The 21956-nt window shown below is 61.4% G+C and carries 19 protein-coding genes; 7 read left to right on the forward strand and 12 right to left on the reverse strand.

Annotation, left to right across the window (positions count from 1 at the left end; translation table 11 throughout):
* Positions 1–4: 4 nt before the first annotated feature.
* Both ugpA and ugpB read right to left on the reverse strand, forming a co-directional pair.
* Entirely contained in the window at positions 5–889 is an 885-nt protein-coding gene (gene ugpA / locus GGD53_RS15975) for a sn-glycerol-3-phosphate ABC transporter permease UgpA (RefSeq protein ID WP_184457570.1), read from the reverse strand.
* 59 nt (positions 890–948) lie between these two features.
* On the reverse strand, positions 949–2271 hold the full coding sequence (gene ugpB, locus GGD53_RS15980) for a sn-glycerol-3-phosphate ABC transporter substrate-binding protein UgpB (RefSeq protein ID WP_184457571.1): 1323 nt from the start codon (positions 2269–2271) through the stop codon (positions 949–951).
* A 262-nt stretch (positions 2272–2533) separates the two neighbouring features.
* Here ugpB and GGD53_RS15985 point away from each other — a divergent pair, with 262 nt between their 5' ends.
* On the forward strand, positions 2534–2671 hold the full coding sequence (locus tag GGD53_RS15985) for a hypothetical protein (RefSeq protein WP_184457573.1): 138 nt from the start codon (positions 2534–2536) through the stop codon (positions 2669–2671).
* Positions 2672–2742: 71 nt separating this feature from the next.
* On the forward strand, positions 2743–4035 hold the full coding sequence (locus GGD53_RS15990; protein WP_184457575.1) for a mechanosensitive ion channel family protein: 1293 nt from the start codon (positions 2743–2745) through the stop codon (positions 4033–4035).
* Between the two features lie 212 nt (positions 4036–4247).
* Here GGD53_RS15990 and GGD53_RS15995 read toward each other — a convergent pair whose 3' ends face one another.
* Positions 4248–6470, reverse strand: coding sequence for an EAL domain-containing protein (locus GGD53_RS15995; protein ID WP_184457577.1), 2223 nt, complete (start codon positions 6468–6470; stop codon positions 4248–4250).
* 382 nt (positions 6471–6852) lie between these two features.
* Here GGD53_RS15995 and GGD53_RS16000 point away from each other — a divergent pair, with 382 nt between their 5' ends.
* Positions 6853–8256 (forward strand): NfeD family protein, encoded by a 1404-nt coding sequence (locus tag GGD53_RS16000; protein WP_184457578.1) that lies wholly within the window; start codon positions 6853–6855, stop codon positions 8254–8256.
* Between the two features lie 29 nt (positions 8257–8285).
* Positions 8286–9047, forward strand: a complete 762-nt coding sequence (locus tag GGD53_RS16005) for a slipin family protein (RefSeq protein ID WP_064811845.1) — start codon at positions 8286–8288, stop codon at positions 9045–9047.
* A 117-nt stretch (positions 9048–9164) separates the two neighbouring features.
* Here GGD53_RS16005 and lpdA read toward each other — a convergent pair whose 3' ends face one another.
* The 7 genes from lpdA to GGD53_RS16040 all read right to left on the reverse strand — a co-directional run bounded on the left by lpdA (position 9165) and on the right by GGD53_RS16040 (position 17250).
* Positions 9165–10562 (reverse strand): dihydrolipoyl dehydrogenase, encoded by a 1398-nt coding sequence (gene lpdA / locus GGD53_RS16010; protein ID WP_184457580.1) that lies wholly within the window; start codon positions 10560–10562, stop codon positions 9165–9167.
* Positions 10563–10565: 3 nt separating this feature from the next.
* Positions 10566–11810, reverse strand: a complete 1245-nt coding sequence (locus GGD53_RS16015) for a dihydrolipoamide acetyltransferase family protein (RefSeq protein ID WP_184457582.1) — start codon at positions 11808–11810, stop codon at positions 10566–10568.
* A gap of 3 nt (positions 11811–11813) precedes the next feature.
* Positions 11814–12827 (reverse strand): alpha-ketoacid dehydrogenase subunit beta, encoded by a 1014-nt coding sequence (locus GGD53_RS16020; RefSeq protein WP_184457585.1) that lies wholly within the window; start codon positions 12825–12827, stop codon positions 11814–11816.
* Between the two features lies 1 nt (position 12828).
* Positions 12829–14061 (reverse strand): 3-methyl-2-oxobutanoate dehydrogenase (2-methylpropanoyl-transferring) subunit alpha, encoded by a 1233-nt coding sequence (locus GGD53_RS16025; RefSeq protein WP_184457587.1) that lies wholly within the window; start codon positions 14059–14061, stop codon positions 12829–12831.
* Between the two features lie 64 nt (positions 14062–14125).
* Positions 14126–15253 carry an acyl-CoA dehydrogenase family protein gene (locus GGD53_RS16030; protein WP_184457589.1) on the reverse strand — a complete coding sequence of 376 codons (1128 nt, stop codon included), beginning with the start codon at positions 15251–15253 and terminating at the stop codon, positions 14126–14128.
* 19 nt (positions 15254–15272) lie between these two features.
* Positions 15273–16460, reverse strand: coding sequence for an acetyl-CoA C-acyltransferase (locus GGD53_RS16035; protein WP_184457591.1), 1188 nt, complete (start codon positions 16458–16460; stop codon positions 15273–15275).
* Positions 16461–16482: 22 nt separating this feature from the next.
* Positions 16483–17250 carry an SDR family NAD(P)-dependent oxidoreductase gene (locus GGD53_RS16040; protein ID WP_184457593.1) on the reverse strand — a complete coding sequence of 256 codons (768 nt, stop codon included), beginning with the start codon at positions 17248–17250 and terminating at the stop codon, positions 16483–16485.
* 134 nt (positions 17251–17384) lie between these two features.
* On the opposite strand from GGD53_RS16040, the gene GGD53_RS16045 reads away from it, so the two are divergent.
* A complete protein-coding gene (locus tag GGD53_RS16045) occupies positions 17385–18392 on the forward strand; it encodes an AraC family transcriptional regulator (protein ID WP_246717796.1) in 1008 nt (335 codons plus the stop codon).
* Position 18393: 1 nt separating this feature from the next.
* On the opposite strand, the gene GGD53_RS16050 is transcribed toward GGD53_RS16045, so the two are convergent.
* Positions 18394–18813 carry a hypothetical protein gene (locus tag GGD53_RS16050; protein WP_184457596.1) on the reverse strand — a complete coding sequence of 140 codons (420 nt, stop codon included), beginning with the start codon at positions 18811–18813 and terminating at the stop codon, positions 18394–18396.
* The gene (locus GGD53_RS16055; protein WP_184457598.1) at positions 18803–19063 is read right to left on the reverse strand and encodes a type II toxin-antitoxin system prevent-host-death family antitoxin; all 261 of its coding nucleotides are present in this window, start codon (positions 19061–19063) and stop codon (positions 18803–18805) included. The genes GGD53_RS16050 and GGD53_RS16055 overlap by 11 nt, the downstream gene beginning before the upstream one ends.
* Before the next feature lie 138 nt (positions 19064–19201).
* On the opposite strand from GGD53_RS16055, the gene GGD53_RS16060 reads away from it, so the two are divergent.
* Both GGD53_RS16060 and GGD53_RS16065 read left to right on the forward strand, forming a co-directional pair.
* Positions 19202–20347 (forward strand): isovaleryl-CoA dehydrogenase, encoded by a 1146-nt coding sequence (locus GGD53_RS16060; RefSeq protein WP_184457599.1) that lies wholly within the window; start codon positions 19202–19204, stop codon positions 20345–20347.
* Entirely contained in the window at positions 20344–21954 is a 1611-nt protein-coding gene (locus GGD53_RS16065) for a carboxyl transferase domain-containing protein (RefSeq protein WP_184457602.1), read from the forward strand. Before GGD53_RS16060 ends, GGD53_RS16065 begins: the two co-directional genes overlap by 4 nt.
* Positions 21955–21956: the final 2 nt, after the last annotated feature.

Below are 21956 nucleotides of genomic sequence, written 5' to 3' on the forward strand. Positions count from 1 at the left end.
CTCCTCAATATTGCACGCGGCGTTCGACGAAGCGGAACTGGACCGCGGTAAGAGCAACAACGATAATCATGAGTATGACCGACTGCGCTGCCGAGGAGCCCAGGTTGAGGCCGATGAAGCCATCGAAATAAACCTTGTAGACCAGGATTTCGGTAGCGCGCGCCGGTCCGCCCTGCGTCGTCGCATGAACGATGCCGAAAGTGTCGAACATGGCGTAAACGATGTTGATGACGACCAGATAGAAGGTCGTCGGCGAGATCAGCGGGAAGACGATCGTCCAGAAGCGCTTCACCGGCCCGGCGCCATCGATGGCGCCGGCTTCCTGGAGCGAGCGCGGCACGGATTGCAGCGCGGCCAGGAAAAACAGAAAGTTATAGGAAATTTGTTTCCAGGTGGCGGCGATCACGATCAGGACCATCGCATTATCCGGGTTGATCAGATGGTTCCAGCTGATCCCCATGCTGCGAAGCATATAGGCGACGATGCCGATCGAGGGATTGAACATGAACCACCAGAGTATGCCGGCGATCGCAGGCGCGACGGCGTAAGGCCAGATCAGCAAGGTCGAATAGATGCGGGACGTGCGCAGCACACGCATCGCCGCGGCGGCCAGAGTGAGCGCAATCGTCGTCGACAAGATCGTCACCGAGACGGCGAAGACCAGCGTGTGGCCAAAGGCGTCCATATAGAGCGGGTCGGCAAACAGCCGGCGATAATTCTGGAACCAGACGAAGTTCGTTTTGAAACCGAACGCATCCTGGCGAAGGAACGATTGCCAGAAGGCGGTTGCGGCCGGCCAGAGGAAGAAAACGACCGTTATCAGAAGCTGGGGAGCAATAAGCAGATAAGGCAAAATCCTATTGGGAAAGACGGTTCGTTTCGTTTGCATGGGCCCTCACTGAATGATGGAGAGGCAGGGTCCGGCTAGGCGGGCCCTGCCCCGAGCCCTTAATTGGCGGATTCGAAATCGCGAAGCTGTTCGTTGCCGCGTGCGACGACGGAATCAACCGCTTCCTTCGCGGTCTTCTTGCCGCCGAGCAATGCCGCGAATTCGTCATCGATGATGCCGCGGACCTGGACGTAATTGCCGAAGCGGATGCCCTTGGAATTTTCGGTCGGCGTCACCCGCGTCAGCTGCTTGATGCCGACATCTGCACCGGGGTTCTTTTCGTAATATCCCTGCTCCTGGCTCAGCTTGTAGGCAGCCTCGGTGATCGGCAGATAGCCTGAGAACTGATGCCAGTCGGCCTGAACTTCCGGCTTCTGCAGATAGGTATAGAATTTTGCCACACCCTTATATTCCTCTTCCGGGCGCCCCTTCAGCGTCCAGAGTGTGGCGCCGCCGATGATCGAGTTGAGCGGCTGCTTGATGACGTCGTCATAATAGGGAAGCGGCGCAAAACCGACCTTGAAGGCTTTGGCATTGTTGATGACGCCCGCCCGGCCGGCGGACGAGTTCATGTACATCGCGCATTCCTGCGAATAGAACATCGGAGGCGCGTTATCACCGCCGACCGGCCCGCCGAATTTGAAGAGCCCTTCGTCCTGCCATTTCTTCAGGTTCCCCCAATGGCGGATCGTCAGATCATTGTTGAAGGTGAACTCCGCATCCAGGCCGCCGAAACCGTTAGCCTTGGTGGAATAAGGCTTGTCGTGCAGGGCGTTGAGATTTTCCGTCTGAATCCAGGAGATCCAGGCGCTGGTGAAGCCACATTTGGCGGCGCCCGACTTGATGATCGTGCGCGAGAAGGCCTCCACCTCGGCCCATGTCTTCGGCGGCGTCTCCGGATCAAGCCCGGCTTTCTTGAAGACATCCTTGTTGTAATACATGATCGGCGTCGACGAATTGAAGGGCAGCGACAATACGTTGCCGCTGGTGTCGGAGTAGTACCCGACCACCGGCGCAATGAACTTGTTCTGGTCCCAGGGCTCGCCTTGGTCCTTCATCAACTGATACACCGGATAGACCGCGCCCTGTGCTGCCATCATGGTGCCGGTGCCGACTTCATAGACCTGCACGATGGCCGGCTGTTGCTTGGCGCGAAACGCAGCGATGGCGCCCGTCAGCGTCTCGTCGTAGGTGCCCTTGTAAACCGGCACGATTTCATAGTCGGCCTGAGACGCGTTGAAGCCCTTGGCAATTTGCTCCAGCTTCGCGCCGTTCTCGCCGCCCATCGCATGCCACCACTGGATCTTCGTGGCGGCCATCGCCGGAACGGACAAGGACAGGCTGGTCAATCCTGCGGACAGGAAAAAGGCGATCTTGTTCATAATCTCTCCCACTTCTCTTGGTCCGCAGCCTCCCGCTCCAGACGCGCGGATGGTAGCAGCCGAGTTTCACTTTGCAACAACGGAATGTTCAAATGAACATTTGAAGCGCTCGTAAACCGAAAGCCGCCCGGCACTCCTGCTTCCAAAGCGTGATTGGCTGGCACGAATTTCGCGGTCAGCCGCTCGGATGCTCGATACAGTGTTCAAATGAACGTCTTGTGTCAGTTGGCGCCAAAATATCATTTTAACGGGAACGCAGACTTTGCCGCAGCACCGTTCGATCTTCGGCGTGAAGCTCAGCGAAAGAAGGGCGCACATGGCTGCGCAGGCGCGCAAGCTGATCGGTACCCGCCAGCAGCGTTTCATCGACCTGTTTTCGCACGACGAAATGGAATGCTGATGCTTGTTTCTTGCAAATGAACTAAACTCGTGCGCTAGCTTTCTCTAGCTGACATTCGTCGGATCATCATCATGAATATCAGGCAGATGACCGAGATCGCCGAGCAGTGGCTAACGACATTCATTCTGAACGAATGGACGTTCTTTCAGCTTGCGATCATCGTGGCGGGCTTGGGTTTTGCGTCCTTACTTGCGTCACGCACAGAGCCTGCGATGGAGGCAAAGGCGCGCCTGATCAAGGGTAATCCAGACCTGCTTCGGGTCATCATTGCTCCTATGCGCCGGATGATGTGGCTTTTCCTTGTCGGTTGGTTATGGCTCGCCAACGTTGTGCTGAGCAAGAGCGCGTGGCCCTCACAACGCTGGCTTGTGTCCACGGCTCTGACGTTGGCAGCGGCATGGTTCCTCATCTCCGTCCTGACCAAAATTATCCGCAACCCGACGCTATCACGCGCCGTCGCGATCGGCAGCTGGAGCTATATCGCTCTTTATGCAGTCGGGCTTGACGGCCCGGTTCTATCTGCTCTTGACGGGCTCGCAATTAATTTAGGTGCGGTGAGACTCTCACTTCTGCTTGTGCTCAAAGCCTTCGTGCTGGCGATCGCCCTGATCTGGTTGGCCGTCCTCATCGGCAACATGCTTTCCCACTGGGTTCAGCGCTCGGCCGACTTATCGCCTTCCATCAAGGTGTTGATCAGCAAATGCATCAAGATCAGCCTGATCATAATCGCTGGAGCCATCGCTTTGTCGGCGACCGGGGTCGACCTTACCGCGCTGACCATTTTCTCAGGCGCGGTCGGCGTCGGAATAGGCTTCGGCCTTCAAAAAGTGGTTTCGAACTTCATATCCGGCATCATCATCTTGATCGACAAGTCGATCAAGCCGGGTGACACGATTACCCTTGGCGACACGTTCGGGTCGATCCGTGACCTGCGCTCGCGGTTTGTTTCCGTCATCACTCGCGATGGCAAGGAGTACCTCATTCCAAATGAAGACTTCATATCGCAGCAGGTCGTCAATTGGTCGTTCTCCAGTGATTATGTGCGTATCGACGTTGACTTCGGGACGTCCTACAACAGCGATCCGCATCAGGTCGTTAAGATCGCCATCGCGACAGCATCGACCGTGCCCCGGGTCGCAAACCAATATAAGCCGCCCGTCTGCTGGCTTACCGCCTTTGGCGCTTCGTCGCTCGACTTTCGGCTTCGCTTCTGGATCTCGGATCCAGCGAACGGGCTTACAAATGTTCGTGGGCAAGTCCTGATGGCGCTGTGGGATGCCTTCAAGAAAGCTGGCATCTCTATTCCGTTCCCGCATCATGAGATCATCATGAAAAGCCCTATAGAGATCAAACAACCGGACTGATTTGCTAAGTCCGTTGATCCGCCGAGCGGATGCCGTTTTCGAACAAGCTGCTGGAAGGCGACATCGATCTGCGCCGAACAGGAGCCGGCCTTGAAGAACAGGACGGCAGCGCCCGGACTGCTGACTGCCTGCCATCACGCCGATCCGGATCTTTCCACGGCCGCCGCCTGAGCCTTGTCGCAGCGGCTGACGGTGGCGCACCTCGCCCCCTGCTATCCGAGGAGACGACGCAGTTCCTCCTGCGGTCGGTCGGCGTTCTCCGTCACGCCGGTTTTCGGCATGCACAGGTATTCGCCAACATGTTCGCGGCCCATGGGTTTGCCGAACAAATAGCCCTGCAGCGTGGTGCAGCCCATTTCCAGCAAACACATCGCCTGCCGATGGCTCTCTACGCCTTCCGCCGTGACCTTCATATCGAGCTTCCGCGCCAGATTGAGCACCAGTTCAACGATTGCGAGACTCGATTCATCCACGAGCATGGTGTCGATAAAGCTCTTGTCGACCTTGATGATATCGACCGGCAGGCTTCGCAGATGCGTCAGCGATGCATAACCTGTCCCGAAGTCATCGAGTGCCACTGTCAGGCCTTTCTTGCGCAAACGTTGCAGGGTTGTTGCAACGGTATCTTCCAGGCCCTGCAGGAAGACCGTTTCCGTCACCTCCAGCACAAGCTTGTCCAGCGGAATGCCTCTCGACGCAAAGGCGGCAACGATGCGGGTTTCCAAGTCGCCCCTCATGAAATCGGAGGCGCTTATGTTGAGGCTGACCCGCCCGAATTCCAGCCCGCGGTCGATCCAGCTTCGAATGTCGGCCGCGACCTGCTCGAGCATGCGGGTCGTAATGTGGTGGGCAACGCTTGGGTCTGTGAACGCCTCGTGAAATTGCGCCGCCGACACGATTGAGCCATCTGAACGCTGCATTCGCACAAGCGCTTCAAACGCCCAGACCTGACCGTCGGCACAACCAACGACCGGCTGATAATGCGGCACCATCCGATGTTCGCTAAGAGCCGACTCCACCTCCCGAACGATCTGTATGCGACGCGCGATCCTCGAACGCAGGCTGGGCTCGTAGTGTACATAGCTGCCACGCCGCGTTTCTTTGGCATGATAGAGGGCGAAGTCCGCGTTTTGCGAAAGCGTTGCGGCATCCATTTCGCCCTCCGAAATCGCGCCACCCACGGTTATCGCCGGATGTATCATCGATCCCCCAACCTCCAGAGGGCGACCGATATATTCGATCAGGTGGCGCGCGAGCGAACCCATGCGGCGTACGCTTGCGGGCGCGTCCAGGATAACGGAGAACTCATCGCCGCCAAGGCGAAAGACCTTTCCTCGCTTTCCCAAGCGTTCATCCAGGCGTGAGGCCACGCCTTTCAGCAGCAGGTCACCTGTCGCATGGCCAAGGATATCGTTCACTTGCTTGAGGCGGTCGACGTCGATCAGCAGCAAGCCGATGGAAGGAGCGGCGGCCGCTGTGAGCCGCTCCATATGAGCATTGTAGGCTGCCCGGTTGGCAAGTCCGGTCAGAGGATCGGCATTGGCCGCCTGGAGCAGGCGTTGCTCGTAGCGCACTTTTTCGGAAACATCCTGAACGATGCCAAACAGACGACTGGGCTTGCCGCTCAAGCGCTCGATATCGCTGACCACACGAACCCAGCGCTCCTCCCCCTCTGGCGTCATGATGCGATATTCCCTGTCGATGCCGGCCGCAGAACCATCGAGGACATCGCGTATCCTGCGTCTGACGCTCTCGCGCTCTTCGGGAGCATAGCAGCCGATCACCTCCTCCGAGGTCATGCGTTTGCCGACTGGCAATCCAACGGTGCGGTAAATCTGGTCGGACCAAATGATCGTGCCGGTCTCGAGATCCATCTCGAAGCCGCCAACCTTGGCAGAGCGTTCGGTCTGCTCGAAGCGGGCCTGCTTCAATTCCAATTCGCGTTGCTGTTCTCTCAGCAGGCTTTGCTGTCGATGCTCCCGGATCAGGCCAACGACGACGCTTGCCAAACTGCGAAGCTGTTCGAGATCCCGATCGCCGAAGCGGCGATTCTTGGTGTCGAGGACGCAGAAGCTGCCGTAGCAGGTCTCCCCTTCCGATAGCGGCACTCCTGCATAGAACCGAACCGAACGCTCTGTAACAAAGGTGTTTCCGGAAAAGCGAGAATCCTTGTCGGCGTTTTTAACGACGAGCGGTGACTTCGTCTCTACGATATGGCTGCAGAAGGAATGCTCGCGTGGCGTCTCTTTCAAAAAGAGACCCTGCTCGGCCTTGAACCACTGCCGATGCCCGTCGACGAACGAAACCAACGCCATCGGCATGTCGAACATACTGCAGGCTAGCCGCACGATAGCATCGAACTCTTGCGTAGGCGGCGTGTCGAGAATGCTGGCCTGCTGGAGGAGATTCAATCTCTGATCTTCTGAAACTGACATGCGACCTTAGGCTCCTCGCAGCGCTTGATGACGCGGAGTGAAACCCCTCATGGGTCATGGAAGCGGAAGAACTAACCGCTGACGACCTACAGAATTGCATGATCTGGTTGCCAAATATTGAAGCAGTAGACATGTGGTTTGGCGCAAGACATCCCGTCGAGCGGGATATTCTCGCTTGGCTGCAAGATCCTAAAGCAATGTGATTGATATGGCATCGTGGATGGGTCGACGGCCCAGCGACCTTCAAAAACATAGGCCATGCGGCTCGCATCCGTGTAACGCGCTTAGCCCACTTCGCCTTCACGAGCGCATAAGACGGCTTGAACATGAGCTTTGACACCTCTGTCTTTTTCTTTGTGATTTCCGACATACATTAAATACTATGTACGTTCCGCCGATTGGCACGCGGGGATTAAGGCGTTGGCGATGGCAACCGCCAATCTTCACCTTGTTGTTTTTGCTGCTTTCCGCGTGGGGCTTCGGCGTACCGTCGGCGTCTGACCGCGCATCTGTCATCCTCAAGGTGAATGGCGCCATTGGGCCCGCTATTGCTGACTACGTGGTTCGAGGCATTCAGCGTGCTGGCGAACGTGAAGCGGTCTTGATCGTCCTGCAAATGGATACACCAGGCGGCCTTGACACCTCCATGCGGGAAATCATCCGCGCGATCCTTGCCTCGCCGGTGCCTGTCGCGAGTTTCGTTGCGCCAAGCGGGGCACGGGCTGCCAGCGCCGGCACCTATATTCTCTACGCAAGCCACATTGCGGTAATGGCCCCTGGGACCAATTTGGGTGCGGCGACACCAATCGCGCTCGGCGTGAAGCCTTTCGGCGGTGATGAGGAACCCGAAAAGAAGCCGAGCGAACCGAGTGGCAAGCAGCCGGAAGCTCCAGGCAATGCCCACGAAGCAAAAGCCGTTAACGACGCAGTCGCTTACATTCGTGGGCTTGCGGAATTGCGCAATCGCAACGCCGACTGGGCAGAGCGCGCTGTCCGCGAAGCTGCAAGCCTTTCATCCACAGCGGCAGAGCGCGAACATGCCATCGATTTCACGGCAGCTGATGTCAACGATCTCCTTGCAAAGGCGCAGGGCCGCATGGTGCGGGTCGGTCAAACGGAGGTCCGGCTCGATACCGCCGGTTTGGCCGTACAGGAATTCGAGCCTGACTGGCGCACGCGCCTGCTTTCCGTCATTACCGATCCGAACATCGCAATCATCCTGATGATGGTCGGTATCTATGGCCTGATCTTCGAATTTCTCGCACCTGGGACAATGCTTCCCGGCACGATCGGCGGCATCTGCCTCCTCCTTGGTCTCTATGCCCTGGCATTGCTGCCGGTGAGTTTTGCCGGCCTTGGGCTTATTTTGCTCGGCGTAGGATTGACTGTGGCTGAGGCGCATTCGCCAAGCTTCGGCGCATTTGGCATTGGCGGCGGGGTAGCCGTGATCCTGGGAGCGACCATCTTGTTTGATACCGATATACCCGGCCTGGAGGTGTCGCGCCCTCTACTCGGCGCAATTGCAGTTGCGACTCTTGCCTTTAGCCTTGTCGTTGCTCGCCTGGCATTCACCTCGCGCTTGCGCCAGGTAGCCACCGGTGCGGAGGAGATGATTGGCATTTCCGGTAAAGTTGAGAGTTGGACGGGGCTCACCGGGTACGTCATCGCCCATGGCGAACGCTGGAAGGCGGTTTCCGCCGAACCCCTTGTTGCTGGTGACCCTGTCAGGGTGACGGGCCGCAATGGGCTGGCGCTCGAGGTCGCCAGCAGTCCTAAGAACACCTAGCGGCACTCAAGAACGCAGGAGGAGAAGCCATGGATATGTTTGCAGATCTTGCCTTCTATTTGGTGGCCATTGTCATTGCGGTCGCCATCCTCGCATCCGCAGTTAAGATCCTGAGGGAATATGAACGCGGCGTCGTGTTCACACTTGGCCGCTTTACCGGAGTCAAGGGACCCGGCTTGATTCTGCTCATTCCCTATGTCCAGCAGATGATCCGGGTCGACTTGCGCACGCGCGTACTCGATGTCCCTAGCCAGGACGTCATCTCACATGACAATGTCTCGGTTCGTGTCAGCGCGGTGATCTACTTCAGGGTCATTGACCCCGAGAAATCGACAATACAGGTCGAGGATTTCATGATGGCAACAAGCCAGCTTGCTCAGACGACGTTGCGCTCCGTGCTCGGCAAGCACGACCTCGATGAAATGCTGGCAGAACGCGACAGACTCAACTCCGATATTCAGGAAATCCTCGACGCTCAGACGGACGCTTGGGGAATTAAAGTAGCCACTGTCGAGATCAAACATGTGGATATCAACGAGTCGATGATACGCGCGATTGCTCGCCAAGCGGAAGCCGAACGCGAACGCCGCGCGAAGGTCATCAATGCCGAGGGCGAACAGCAAGCTGCAGCGAAGCTACTGGAAGCGGCGGAAATTCTGGCCAAACAGCCGGAGGCGATGCAACTTCGTTACTTAAGCACTTTGAACGTCATCGCCAGCGAGAAGACTTCGACGATTTTATTCCCCTTCCCGATGGAGCTGGGCAATCTAATGGCCATTAAGCCGAAGTGATCGAACGGCACTGGCGTTGATGACTGATCCAGTTTCGATATCAACCTCGGAGCAAAATGAGGCCACGCCCCAGAGAACTGGCGCAACGCCGCCACCCCGTGATCTTTGCAGTCCGGCTCAGATGTGCAAAGCGTTTCCCAAAGCTTTCAGCGCCGCTTCCATGAGCGCTTCGCTGCGGGTCGGATGGACGTGAATGGTGCCGGCGATGTCTTCCAGGCGCGCTCCCATCTCGATCGCCAGCGCAAAAGCCGCCGAGAGTTCGGAGACCCCTGCCCCCACGGCCTGCAGGCCGAGAACCAGATTGGTGTCGGCGCGGGCCACCACGCGCACGAAGCCCTCCTCAGAGACCATCGTCATCGCCCGCCCGTTGGCGCCGAACGGAAACTGGGCGGTGCGGATCTCATATCCTTGCGCGCGCGCCTCCGCCGGCGACAAGCCGGCGCTGACGATCTCAGGATCGGTAAAGCAGATGGCGGGAATGCATCTTTTGTCCCAACCCCGCTTCTTGCCCGCAACGATTTCTGCCACCATCTCCCCTTGCGCCATCGCCCGATGCGCCAGCATCGGCTCGCCGGTCACGTCGCCGATCGCATAGATGCCGCGCATCGAGGTGCGGCATTGATCGTCGATCCTCAGATACGGACCGGCGCGATCGAGATCGAGCTCCTCGAGACCGGACCCTGCCGTTCGGGGGCGGCGGCCGACAGTGACAAGCATGCGATCCGCCGAGAGTGTCTCATGCCGGCCATCTGACGTTTCAACGATCAATGCCTCGCCATTATCGGCAAGACCCGTCGCCTTCGCAGCCGTCAGCACCCGGATGCCGCTCTCGGTCAGCTTGCGCATGATGGGACGCACCAATTCCGCATCATAGAGCGGCAGCACCTGCGGCGTCGCCTCGACGACCGTCACCTCCGAGCCCATCTTCGAAAAGGCCATCCCGAGTTCCAGCCCGATATAACCGCCGCCGACCACGACGAGCTTTTTCGGCAGTTCCCTCAGCGACAGCGCCTCGGTCGAGGAGATGACGCGGCCGCCGAAAGGCAGATCGGCAAGCTCCACCGGATCGGAACCGGTGGCGATCACCACGCTCTCGGCGCGGATGACCTGCTGGCCGGTTTCGGTCTCCACCTCCACCGTCTTGCCGTCACGGAAGTGGGCGCGGCCATGGACGATCTTCACCCGCGCCTTCTGCAACAGACCCGAAACGCCGCCGGTGAGCCGGCCGACAATACCGTCCTTCCAGGCGATCGTCTTTGCGAGATCGATCGAGGCGCCTTCGATGCGGATGCCCATCGGGTTCTTGCCGGCCAGCATTTTTTGCGTGGCGTCGAATTCCCCGGCCGCATGGATCAGTGCCTTGGAGGGAATGCAGCCGACCGTCAGGCAGGTGCCGCCCGGCTTGCCGGCTTCGACGATGACGGTATCGATGCCGAGCTGTCCGGCGCGGATGGCGCAGACATAACCGCCCGGGCCGGCGCCGATGACGAGGAGCTTGCAGACAATTTCCTTCATGGCTCAGCCTTCGATGAAAATGAGCGCCGGCGTTTCGAGCAGCGTGCGGATGCGCTGGACGAAGGTCGCCGCATCCCAGCCGTCGATGATGCGATGATCGAAACTTGAGGAGAGGTTCATCATCTTGCGCGGCACGAACTGGGTCCCGTCCCAGACGGGCCGTGTGGCGATCTTGTTGACGCCGATGATCGCCACCTCGGGATGATTGATGACGGGTGTCGAGACAATGCCGCCGAGCGCGCCGAGCGAACTGATGGTGATGGTGGAGCCGGAAAGCTCGTCGCGCGTCGCCGTGCCCGAGCGCGCCGCCTCCGCCAGCCGGGCCATCTCGGCGGCGCAGTCCCAGATGCCGCGGGCTTCCGCATGCCGCACGACAGGCACGGTCAGGCCGGCCGGCGTCTGTGTGGCGATGCCGATATGCACGGCGCTGTAACGCGTGATGATGCCGGCATCGTCGTCGAAAGTTGCGTTGACCTCCGGCTGCCCGGCAATGGCCTTGACCAGCGCCCGCATCAGGAACGGCAGGACCGTCAGCTTCGGATGGCCCTCCCTGCGGTCGCCGTTCATGGTGGCGCGCAGCTCCTCGAGCGCCGTCATATCCACTTCCTCCACATAGGTGATGTGGGGAATGCGCGAGGTGGACAGCACCATCTTCTCGGCGATGCGGCGCCGCAGTCCGGTGAGCTTGATCTCCTCGGTCGCTGTCTTCTTGACGGATCCACCCTTGAGGAGGACAGGAGCAGCGCCTTGCACGAGGAATTGCTCGACATCTTCACGCAGGATACGTCCGGCCGGCCCGCTCCCCTGCACCTGTCTGAGATCGACGCCGCTTTCCCTGGCAAAGAGCCGAACGGAGGGAGCGGCAAGCGGCTTTTCGGCGGACGGCGCGGCAGAAGCCGGCGCCGCTGAGACCGGCGTTGCCGGGGCGGGTCTCGCGATTTCCGCTTTGACCACTTCGGCGGTCGGCGCCTGCGAGATCCGCATCGGTTGGGCCTCGCCGGCACCTCCCGCCGTTTCTATCCGCACCAGTGGCGCCTTGACCGCGACGCGGTCTCCGATATCGCCGGCGAGCCAGATAACGGTGCCATCGACGGGAGAGGGAATTTCCACCGTCGCCTTGTCGGTCATCACGGCGGCGATCACCATATCCTCGCGGACCGGATCTCCCGGCTTCACATGCCATTCCACCAGCTCGGCCTCGGCCACTCCTTCCCCGACATCGGGCATCTTGATGATGAATTCGCCCATGGCTCAGGCCTCCATGACTTCGGCAAGCGCCCGCCCGACCCGGCCGGGACCGGGGAAATAGTCCCATTCCTGCGCATGCGGATAGGGCGTGTCCCAGCCCGCGACGCGCACGACCGGCGCTTCGAGATGATAGAAGCAATGCTCCTGCACCAGCGACACGACCTCGGCGCCGAAGCCCGACGTCAAGGTCGCCTCGTGCACGACGACGCAGCGGCCGGTTTTGGTGACCGATTTGACGATCGTATCGAGATCGAGCGGCAGCAGGCTTCGCAAATCGATCACCTCGGCATCGATGCCGGCATCCTCCGCCGCAGCCAGCGCCACATGCACCATCGTGCCATAGGCAATGACGGTCACCGCCGATCCCACGCGCCGCACCTCGGCCTTGCCGATCGGGATGGTGTAATGGCCGTCGGGCACCTCGCCGAGATCGTGTTTCGACCAGGGCGTCACCGGCCGCTCGTGATGACCGTCGAAGGGACCGTTATAGAGCCGCTTCGGCTCCAGGAACATGACCGGATCGGGATCCTCGATCGCCGCGATCAGCAGGCCCTTGGCGTCATAGGGATTGGACGGCACGATCACCTTCAGCCCGCAGACATGGGTAAAAAGCGCTTCCGGGCTCTGGCTGTGCGTCTGGCCGCCGAAGATGCCGCCGCCAGTCGGCATGCGCACGACGATCGGGCAGGTGAAATCGCCGTTCGATCGATAGCGGATGCGCGCCGCCTCCTGCGTCAGCTGGTCATAGGCAGGATACACATAGTCCGCAAATTGGATCTCGACGCAGGGCTTCAGCCCATAGGCCGCCATACCGATCGCCGTGCCGACGATGCCGGATTCACTGATCGGCGTATCGAAGCAGCGCGTCCTGCCATATTTTGCCTGCAGGCCCTGGGTGCAGCGGAAGACGCCGCCGAAATAGCCGACATCCTCGCCGAAGACCACGACATTGTCGTCCTTCGCCATCGAGACGTCCATGGCGCTGCGCACGGCCTCGATCATCGTCATCCTGGCCATGTCAGTACCCTGCCTTCTGCCGCTGCCGGCGGATATGCGCCGGCATCTCGGCATAGACGCCCTCGAAAATATCGCGCACCGAAGGCCTGCCGCCGGCATGCAGCGTGCCATGCGCCTCGGCCTGGCGCTGCGCCTCGATCACCTCATCGGCGATTTCGGCTTCCGCCTGCACATGCCGCTCCTCCGACCATACGCCCTTGACGATCAGATGTTTCTTCAGCCGTAGCACGGGATCGCCGAGCGGCCAGGCCTCCGATTCCGTCTTCGGCCGATAGGCGCTCGGATCGTCGGAGGTCGAATGCGCGCCGACGCGGTAGGTGACATGTTCGATCAGCGTCGGCCCGAGATTGCGCCGGGCGCGTTCGGCCGCCCAGCGGGCGACGGCATGGACGGCGAGATAATCGTTGCCGTCGACCCGCAGCGCCGGAATGCCGAAGCCGAGGCCGCGGGCGGCAAAGGTGCCGGAGCCGCCGCGGGCAATGCCCTGAAAGGTGGAGATCGCCCACTGATTGTTGACGATATTGAGGATAACGGGCGCCTTGTAGGTCGAGGCGAAGACGAGCGCCGAGTGAAAATCCGATTCCGCCGTCGATCCGTCGCCGATCCAGGCCGCGGCAATGCGGCTGTCGTTCTTGATCGCCGAAGCCATCGCCCAGCCGACGGCCTGCACATATTGGGTGGCGAGATTGCCCGAAATGGTGAAGAATCCATGCTCCTTGGAAGAATACATGATTGGCAACTGCCGGCCGTGCAGCGGATCGCTCTCGTTCGAGTAGATCTGGTTCATCATCTCGACCATCGGGTAGTCGTCGGCAATCAGGAGGCCCGCCTGGCGATAGGTCGGGAAATTCATGTCGCCCTTGTTGAGCGCCTTGCGGAAGGCGCAGCTGACGGCCTCTTCGCCGAGATGCTGCATGTAGAAGGAGGTCTTGCCCTGGCGCTGCGCCATCAGCATGCGGGCGTCGAAGGCGCGCAGCTTCATCATGTTGCGAAGCCCGGTCAGCAGTTCCTCGTCGGTGAGCGATCCGGCCCAGGGACCGACCGCCTCGCCGTCACGGTTCAAGACGCGGATGATCGAATAGGCGAGATCGCGGATATCCTCGGACGCGACATCGACCTCCGGCCGCGGCACGGAGCCGGCCTTGGCGATCTTGACATTGGAAAAATCAGGCTGGCCGCCCGGGCGGACGGCAGGTTCGGGGACGTGCAGGCTCAAACGAGCGGAATCCACCATGTTTTTTCTTTCCTCCCTTTGCCGGCCCTGCCCTTCTCCCCGGAAGCGGGACCGGATGTCGTTCTTATAGATTGCGGGCAATCACCATGCGCTGGACGTCGCTCGTTCCCTCGTAGATCTGGCAGATGCGCACATCGCGGTAGATGCGCTCGACAGGATAATCGGCCATGTAGCCGTAACCGCCGTGGATCTGGATCGCATCGGAGCAGACGCGCTCGGCCATCTCCGAGGCAAAGAGCTTCGCCATCGACGCTTCGGAGAGGCAGGGCAGCCCCGCCTCCCGAAGAGACGCGGCGTGAAAGACGAGCTGTCGCGCCGCCTCAATTCGCACCGCCATGTCGGCAAGGCGGAAGGCGACGGCCTGATGCTCGAAAATCGGCTTGCCGAAAGCCGTTCGCTCCCTCGCGTAATCGCGCGCCGCTTCGAAGGCTGCCCGCGCCATGCCGACGGCCTGTGCGGCAATGCCGATCCGCCCGCCCTCGAGATTGGCAAGCGCGATGCGATAACCTTCGCCTTCCGCACCCAGCCTCAAATCCGCAGGAATGCGCATCGCGTTGAAGGCGATCTGGCAGGTATCGGTGGAATGCAGTCCGAGCTTTTCCTCGACGCGGATCACCTCGTAGCCAGGTGTATCCGTCGGCACGATGAAGGCGGTGATGCCCTTCTTGCCGGCGTCCGGATCGGTGACGGCAAAAACGATGATGACATTGCCGTTCTTTCCCGAGGTGATGAACTGCTTGGCGCCGTCGATCACATAGTGATCGCCATCGCGCCGGGCTCGGGTCTTGAGGTTCGAGGCATCGGAACCCGCCTGCGGTTCGGTGAGCGCAAAGCCGCCGATCCATTCGCCTGTGGCAAGCTTCGGCAGGAAACGTTGCCGCTGCTCCTCGGTGCCGAATTTGAAGATCGGCACGCAGCCGACGGAGCTGTGCACGCTCATGATCGTCGAGCATGGCCCATCGCCGGCGGCAATCTCCTCGAGTGCCGCGGCATAGGCGACGACGCCCGTATCCGAGCCGCCATAGGCTTCCGGCACCAGCATGCCGAGCAGCCCGAGTTCGCCCATCTCCTGCAATTCCTCGCGCGGAAAGAGATGCTCCCGATCGCGCCTGGCCGCCCCCGGCGCCAGCCGGTCGCGGGCAAAGTCGCGGGCGAGATCCGAGATCTGCTGCTGGAGTTCGGAAAGAATCATGTGGCTCCTCCCCTTCCCGCTAGTGGCGCTCGATGGCGACGGCCGTCGCCTCGCCGCCGCCGATGCAGAGTGCCGCCATGCCGCGCTTGAGGTCGTAGCGCTCCAATGCTGAAAGCAGCGTCACCAGAATCCGGGCGCCCGATGCGCCGATCGGATGGCCGAGGGCACAGGCGCCGCCATGCACATTCACCTTTCCATGCGGCAGATCGAGATCGCGCATCGCCGCCATGGCGACGACGGCGAAAGCCTCGTTGATTTCGAAGAGGTCGACCTCCGAAAGCGCCAGGCCGGTTCGGTCGGAAAGCTTCTGCAACGCGCCGATCGGCGCGGTGGCGAAAAGATTGGGCGCCTGCGAATGTGTGGCATGACCGAGGATGGTGGCGAGCGGTGCAAGGCCGCGGCGCTCGGCCTCGGAGCGGCGCATCAGCACGAGCGCTGCCGCGCCGTCGGAGATCGAGCTGGAATTGGCGGCGGTCACCGTGCCGCCCTCGCGAAAGGCGGGCTTCAGCGTCGGGATCTTGTCGAGCTTCGCCTTGCCCGGCTGCTCGTCGCGGCTCGCCACTTGCTCGGCCTTGCCTGATTTTACCGTCACCGGCACGATCTCGCTGTCGAAGCAGCCGTCCGCGATCGCCTTCTGCGCCCGCGTCAGAGAGGTGATGGCGTAATTATCCTGCGCTTCGCGCGTGAACTGATAGGCTTCGGCGCAATCTTCCGCGAAGCTGCCCATCAAGCGCCCCTTGTCATAAGCATCCTCCAGCCCGTCGAGGAACATGTGATCCACGACACGCCCATGGCCGAGCCTGTAGCCGCCGCGGGCCTTGTCAAGGAGATAGGGCGCGTTCGTCATGCTTTCCATGCCGCCTGCAAGTGCGATCGAAGCACTATCGGCAGCGATCAGGTCATGAGCCATCATGACCGCCTTCATGCCCGAGCCGCACATCTTGTTGACGGTGCTGGCCCCCGTCGCGAAAGGTAGGCCAGCGCCGATCGCCGCCTGGCGCGCCGGCGCCTGGCCTTGGCCCGCCGGTAGCACGCAGCCGAAGACGACCTCCTCGACCGCCTCGGCCGCGACACGGCTGCGCTCCAGTGCAGCGCGGATCGCCGTTGCTCCAAGCTCCGGCGCCGTCACCTCCTTCAGCTCTCCCTGGAAACTGCCGATCGGCGTGCGCGCCGCGCCGACGATGACGATGGGATCCTGCAGTGCCATGTTTCCTCCTTGGGGCAGACGCTCAACGCGCGCCCATCCTCAATGCGCCGTCGAGGCGGATGACCTCGCCGTTCAGCATCGTGTTTTCAAAGATATGGCGCACCAGCCCGGCAAATTCCGCCGGCCGGCCAAGCCGCGGCGGAAAGGGCACGCTCTGGCCGAGTGCCGCCTGAACTTCGGCCGGCATGCCGGCCATCATCGGCGTCTCGAAAATGCCGGGCGCAATCGACACGACACGGATGCCGTGACGGGCAAGCTCGCGGGCGATCGGCAAGGTCATCGCCGCCACTCCGCCCTTGGAGGCGGCATAGGCCGCCTGGCCGATCTGACCGTCGAAGGCGGCAACCGAGGCCGTATTGACGATCACGCCGCGTTCGCCTTCGCCATCCGGCGCCGCAGTCTGGATCGCGGCGGCGGCAAGCCGGATCATGTTGAAGGTGCCGATCAGATTGATGCCGACAGCGCGCGCAAAACTCTCCAGGCGGTGCGGCCCGTCACGGCCGATCACCTTTTCGGCCGGCGCCACCCCGGCGCAATTGATCAGACCGCGCAGGCTGCCGAAGGCTTCGACAGCCCCCGCGACCACGGCTGCTCCCGCCTCGCCATCGGTCACATCGGCCTTGACGAAGCGGGCATCGCTGCCGAATTCCCGGGCGATCTTTTCGCCCGCTTCGACATTGAGGTCCGCGATCGTCACACGTCCACCGGCTTCGACCAGCATGCGCGCCGTCGCCGCTCCGAGCCCGGAGCCGCCGCCGGTGACGATGAAACTTGCCCCACGGATCAGCATGAATCTGTTCCTCCCTGTCGGCTGCGTCCTCCTCCGAGCGCCACCGACGGTCACGATTCTATTCGCTCCAGCTATTGCAAGCGATGACAGAACTGCTCCATTATTTCGGCCAGTTTTGCCATAGCGAGGTTGGGATGGCCGAGATCGAGCGACGCATGATCGCGCCGGGTTTCGTCGAGGAGGCGCTCGACAGCCTGCGGCGGCTCGGCAAGCCGGCGGCGCCAATCCTTGCGCGGGTCGGCCTGCCGGCGGTCGTCGATCAGCCGGTGTCTGCCGAAACTTATGGCGCGCTCTGGCTGGCAATCGCCGCCGAGCTCGACGACGAATTCTTCGGCATGGGCGGCCGGCCGATGCGCAGCGGCAGCTTCACGCTGCTTTGCCATTGTGCTCTGCATGCGCCGACGCTCGGCCAAGCGTTGCGCCGGGCGCTGCGCTTCCTCGATGTCGTACTCGACGATCCCAGAGGGAGGCTCGTCATCCGCGACGGCTTGGCCGAAATCGAGCTCAGGGATATGGGCAGCCCACGCTCGGCCTTCGCCTACCGCACCTACTGGATCATCCTGCACGGCATCATCTGTTGGCTGGTCGGCCGCCGCATCCCCGTCCGGCTCGTCGACTTCCGCTGTGCCGAACCGAAACAAGGCGCCGACTACCGGCTGTTCTTCGGCGCGCCGGTGCGCTTCTCGCAACCGATCAGCCGTCTCGGCTTCGACAGCACCCTGCTCGACCTGCCGATTTCACGCAGCGAGCAGGCGTTGAAACAGTTCCTGCGCGGCGCGCCCGCCAATATTCTGGTGCGCTACCGCTACGATGCCGGCATCGCCGCCGCCGTCCGCCGGCGCTTGAACCAGGCGACGCCGGCCACGTGGCGAAGCTTCGCCGAACTCGCCGCCGACATGCGCATGCCACCCTCGACGCTGCGCCACCGGCTGCACGACGAGGGACAGAGCTACGCCGCCATCAAGGACGACATCCGCCGTGATCTCGCCGTCGAGCTGCTGCTGAACACCTCGAAAACGATCGGCGAGATCGCCGTGCAACTCGGCTATTCCGAACCCAGCGCCTTCTTCCGGGCCTTCCGGAAATGGATGGGCAAGAGTCCCGAGGCCTTCCGTCGAGAGGAAGCGGAGAATTCAACGTAAGTCAGTCGAACCGCTTAACCCGACTCGACTGACTTCGCGCTTTCGAGAACATGGCGGCAATCTTCATCACAAAGGATTTGCTGAAGCGACCGAGGACCTCTTGATGAGGCTCAATGTACCAGGAGCGCTCGACGATATCGTAATTGTATTCGTCTACGACGATCCAGCTCTGTTTGAGATCTCCAAGACCGGCCCGTCGCCGCTCGATATCGGGAATTTCCAGGGCGATCCTGCCCGCCTTCGGCGACTGCGTGGTAATCGCCAGCAGAACGAGGTGTGTATTTCCATCACTGGCACTGCGGATTGCAAGCACGACACAGACGGGCCGCTGTTTTCGTCCCTCGGTCTCGCCACGTTGCTGCTGCCATGCCCAGAGATAAGGATAAGTTATCAGCTCACCAGGACGAAACTCATGGCTCATCGTCGTAGCCTTCGCCCTGTGCCAATCGCTCAATCGCCGCGCCAAACAATTCGGCATGCTCGTCCGGCATCTGCGAGGTACTTAGCGCGCGACGCGAGTCGTTGCTACTGCGCATACGCTCATAATGCTCGTAGCTCATCAGCACGAAACGGGGCTTGTTGTGGCGAGTGAGAACGACCGGCTCGCGGCTCGCAGCATCGGTGACGTCCCCGACCTGTTTGTTGAGATCACCTGTCGTAAACTGTCGCATCGAATAGCGTCTCCTGTTTGAGTTCCATATATTCCATGTTTTCCATATTTTCAAGAAATTGGCGTTCTCATCCGCATCATTGGCAGACACTTTGAACCTGCCGCAACCCGCGCTACATATTTCAGCGGGAGGAGTGCCATGTTTGATTTTTCGCTCGGCGAAACCGCGGATGCGATCCGCGAAGTGACGGCGCGATTTGCCGCCGATCATATTGCTCCGCTGGCTGCGGAGATCGACGAAAGCAACACATTTCCGCGTCAGCTCTGGCCTCAGATGGGCGCGCTCGGCCTGCACGGCATCACCGTGGAGGAAGAATTCGGCGGCGCCGGTCTCGGTTATCTCGAGCACGTCGTCGCCATGGAGGAGGTCTCGCGTGCCTCGGCTTCCGTTGGCCTGAGCTATGGCGCTCATTCCAATCTCTGCGTCAACCAGATCCGCCGCTGGGCCTCGGCGGAACAGAAAAGCCGCTATCTGCCAAAGCTGATCTCGGGCGACCATGTCGGCTCGCTTGCCATGTCGGAGGTGGGCTCCGGTTCCGATGTCGTCTCAATGCGGCTGCGCGCCGAGAAAAAGGATGACCGCTATATTCTGAACGGCACGAAGTTCTGGATCACCAACGCGCCGCATGCCGACGTGCTCGTCGTCTATGCCAAGACCGATCCCACAGCCGGTCCGAAGGGCATTTCCGCCTTCATCATCGAAAAGGGCCTGACCGGCTTCAGCGTCTCCAAGAAACTCTCCAAGCTCGGCATGCGCGGCAGCGATACGGCCGAACTGGTCTTTCAGGATTGCGAGGTGCCGGCCGAGGCGCTGATGGGCCGGGAGGGAGAAGGCGTGAAAATCCTGATGTCCGGCCTTGATTACGAGCGCGCCGTGCTCGCCGGCGGCCCGCTCGGAATCATGCAGGCCTGTCTCGATGTCGTGCTGCCCTATGTGCGGGATCGCAAGCAGTTCGGCAAGCCGATCGGCGATTTCCAGCTGATGCAGGGCAAGATCGCCGACATGTATGTCGCGCTAAATTCGGCGCGCGCCTATGTCTATTCCGTGGCACGGGCCTGCGATGCCGGCCGCGCGACGCGCACCGACGCGGCCGCCGCGATCCTTTTTGCCAGCGAGAATGCGGTGAAAGTGTCGCTCGAGGCGATCCAGGCGCTTGGCGGCGCCGGCTATACCAAGGAATGGCCGGTCGAGCGCTTCCTGCGCGACGCCAAACTCTACGATATCGGCGCCGGTACCAACGAGATCCGCCGCTATCTGATCGGGCGGGAGCTCATCGCATCATGACGGTGATTTCGACTGCGATCGATCGCGACAGCGAAAGCTTCAAAGCCAATACCACCAAGAACAAAGCCCTCGTCGACGAACTCTACGCGCGTTCGGCGAAAGCGCGCGAGGGCGGATCGCAGACGGCGCGCGCGCGCCATACCGGCAAGGGCAAGCTCCTGCCGCGCGACCGCATTCAGCTCCTGCTCGATGCCGGCAGCCCTTTCGTGGAGATCGGCACGCTGGCGGCCAATGGCATGTATGGCGACGAGGCGCCGGGTGCGGGCATCATTTCCGGCATCGGCCGCGTTTGCGGCCGTGAGGTGATGATCGTCGCCAATGACGCGACGGTGAAGGGTGGCGCCTACTTCCCGATGACGGTGAAGAAACATCTGAGGGCACAGGAGATCGCCCTGCAGAACCGGCTGCCCTGCCTCTATCTGGTCGATAGCGGCGGCGCCAATCTTCCGCATCAGGCCGAGGTCTTTCCCGACCGCGACCATTTCGGCGCCATCTTCTACAACCAGGCGCAGATGTCGGCCGAAGGCATTCCGCAGATCGCCTGCGTGATGGGAAGCTGCACGGCCGGCGGCGCCTATGTGCCGGCCATGTCTGATGAAACGGTGATCGTGCGCAATCAGGGCACGATCTTCCTCGCCGGCCCACCGCTGGTTAAAGCCGCGACCGGCGAAATCATCTCGGCCGAAGAGCTCGGCGGCGCCGAAACCCACGGCCGCCGCTCCGGCGTCGTCGATCATGTCGCCGAGAATGACGAACATGCGCTGCTTCTGGTGCGAGACATCGTCGCCAGCCTCAACAGCGTCAAATCGGTCGATATCGATATCCAGCCTCCGCGGCCGCCGAAACTCGATCCCCAGGATCTCCTCGGCCTCATCCCCGATGACGTGCGCTCGCCCTATGATGTGCGCGAGGTGATCGGCCGGATCGTCGACGGCTCGGAACTGCACGAGTTCAAGCCGCTCTACGGTTCCACGCTGGTCTGCGGTTTTGCCCGTATCTGGGGCGTGCCGGTCGCCGTCATCGCCAATAATGGCGTGCTCTTTTCCGAAAGCGCGCTGAAGGGCGCGCATTTCATCGAGCTCGCCTGCCAGCGCCGCGTGCCGCTGCTGTTCCTGCAGAATATCTCCGGTTTCATGGTCGGCGGCCGCTATGAGGCGGGCGGCATCGCCAAGGACGGGGCGAAGCTGGTGACGGCGGTCGCCACCGCGACGGTGCCGAAGGTCACCGTCATCATCGGCGGCAGCTTCGGCGCCGGCAATTACGGCATGTGCGGCCGCGCCTATCGCCCGCGTTTCCTCTTCACCTGGCCGAACAGCCGCATCAGCGTCATGGGCGGCGAACAGGCCGCCTCCGTGCTCGCCACCATCCGCCGCGACGCGATGGAGGCGCGTGGCGAGGACTGGCCAGCCGACGACGAAGAAGCCTTCAAAGCGCCGATCCGCGCCGGCTACGAGGCGGAGGGCAATCCCTATTATGCCACCGCCCGCCTCTGGGACGACGGCATCATCGATCCCAGTCAGACGCGCGATGTGCTGGGTCTTGCCTTTTCCGCCTGCCTGAATGCGCCGATCCCGAAAGGGCCGCGCTTTGGCCTGTTCCGGATGTGAGG

It is taken from the genome of Rhizobium aethiopicum (genome assembly GCF_014197535.1).
Lineage (GTDB): Bacteria > Pseudomonadota > Alphaproteobacteria > Rhizobiales > Rhizobiaceae > Rhizobium > Rhizobium aethiopicum_A.

What these genes read in the sequence shown, in the direction of transcription:
- ugpA (WP_184457570.1), bottom strand. Translation starts at nt 889, where the DNA reads ATGCAAACGAAACGAACCGTCTTTCCCAATAGGATTTTGCCTTATCTG.
- ugpB (WP_184457571.1), bottom strand. Translation starts at nt 2,271, where the DNA reads ATGAACAAGATCGCCTTTTTCCTGTCCGCAGGATTGACCAGCCTGTCC.
- GGD53_RS15990 (WP_184457575.1), top strand. Translation starts at nt 2,743, where the DNA reads ATGAATATCAGGCAGATGACCGAGATCGCCGAGCAGTGGCTAACGACA.
- GGD53_RS15995 (WP_184457577.1), bottom strand. Translation starts at nt 6,470, where the DNA reads ATGTCAGTTTCAGAAGATCAGAGATTGAATCTCCTCCAGCAGGCCAGC.
- GGD53_RS16000 (WP_184457578.1), top strand. Translation starts at nt 6,853, where the DNA reads ATGTACGTTCCGCCGATTGGCACGCGGGGATTAAGGCGTTGGCGATGG.
- GGD53_RS16005 (WP_064811845.1), top strand. Translation starts at nt 8,286, where the DNA reads ATGGATATGTTTGCAGATCTTGCCTTCTATTTGGTGGCCATTGTCATT.
- lpdA (WP_184457580.1), bottom strand. Translation starts at nt 10,562, where the DNA reads ATGAAGGAAATTGTCTGCAAGCTCCTCGTCATCGGCGCCGGCCCGGGC.
- GGD53_RS16015 (WP_184457582.1), bottom strand. Translation starts at nt 11,810, where the DNA reads ATGGGCGAATTCATCATCAAGATGCCCGATGTCGGGGAAGGAGTGGCC.
- GGD53_RS16020 (WP_184457585.1), bottom strand. Translation starts at nt 12,827, where the DNA reads ATGGCCAGGATGACGATGATCGAGGCCGTGCGCAGCGCCATGGACGTC.
- GGD53_RS16025 (WP_184457587.1), bottom strand. Translation starts at nt 14,061, where the DNA reads ATGGTGGATTCCGCTCGTTTGAGCCTGCACGTCCCCGAACCTGCCGTC.
- GGD53_RS16030 (WP_184457589.1), bottom strand. Translation starts at nt 15,253, where the DNA reads ATGATTCTTTCCGAACTCCAGCAGCAGATCTCGGATCTCGCCCGCGAC.
- GGD53_RS16035 (WP_184457591.1), bottom strand. Translation starts at nt 16,460, where the DNA reads ATGGCACTGCAGGATCCCATCGTCATCGTCGGCGCGGCGCGCACGCCG.
- GGD53_RS16040 (WP_184457593.1), bottom strand. Translation starts at nt 17,250, where the DNA reads ATGCTGATCCGTGGGGCAAGTTTCATCGTCACCGGCGGCGGCTCCGGG.
- GGD53_RS16045 (WP_246717796.1), top strand. Translation starts at nt 17,385, where the DNA reads ATGGCCGAGATCGAGCGACGCATGATCGCGCCGGGTTTCGTCGAGGAG.
- GGD53_RS16050 (WP_184457596.1), bottom strand. Translation starts at nt 18,813, where the DNA reads ATGAGCCATGAGTTTCGTCCTGGTGAGCTGATAACTTATCCTTATCTC.
- GGD53_RS16055 (WP_184457598.1), bottom strand. Translation starts at nt 19,063, where the DNA reads ATGCGACAGTTTACGACAGGTGATCTCAACAAACAGGTCGGGGACGTC.
- GGD53_RS16060 (WP_184457599.1), top strand. Translation starts at nt 19,202, where the DNA reads ATGTTTGATTTTTCGCTCGGCGAAACCGCGGATGCGATCCGCGAAGTG.
- GGD53_RS16065 (WP_184457602.1), top strand. Translation starts at nt 20,344, where the DNA reads ATGACGGTGATTTCGACTGCGATCGATCGCGACAGCGAAAGCTTCAAA.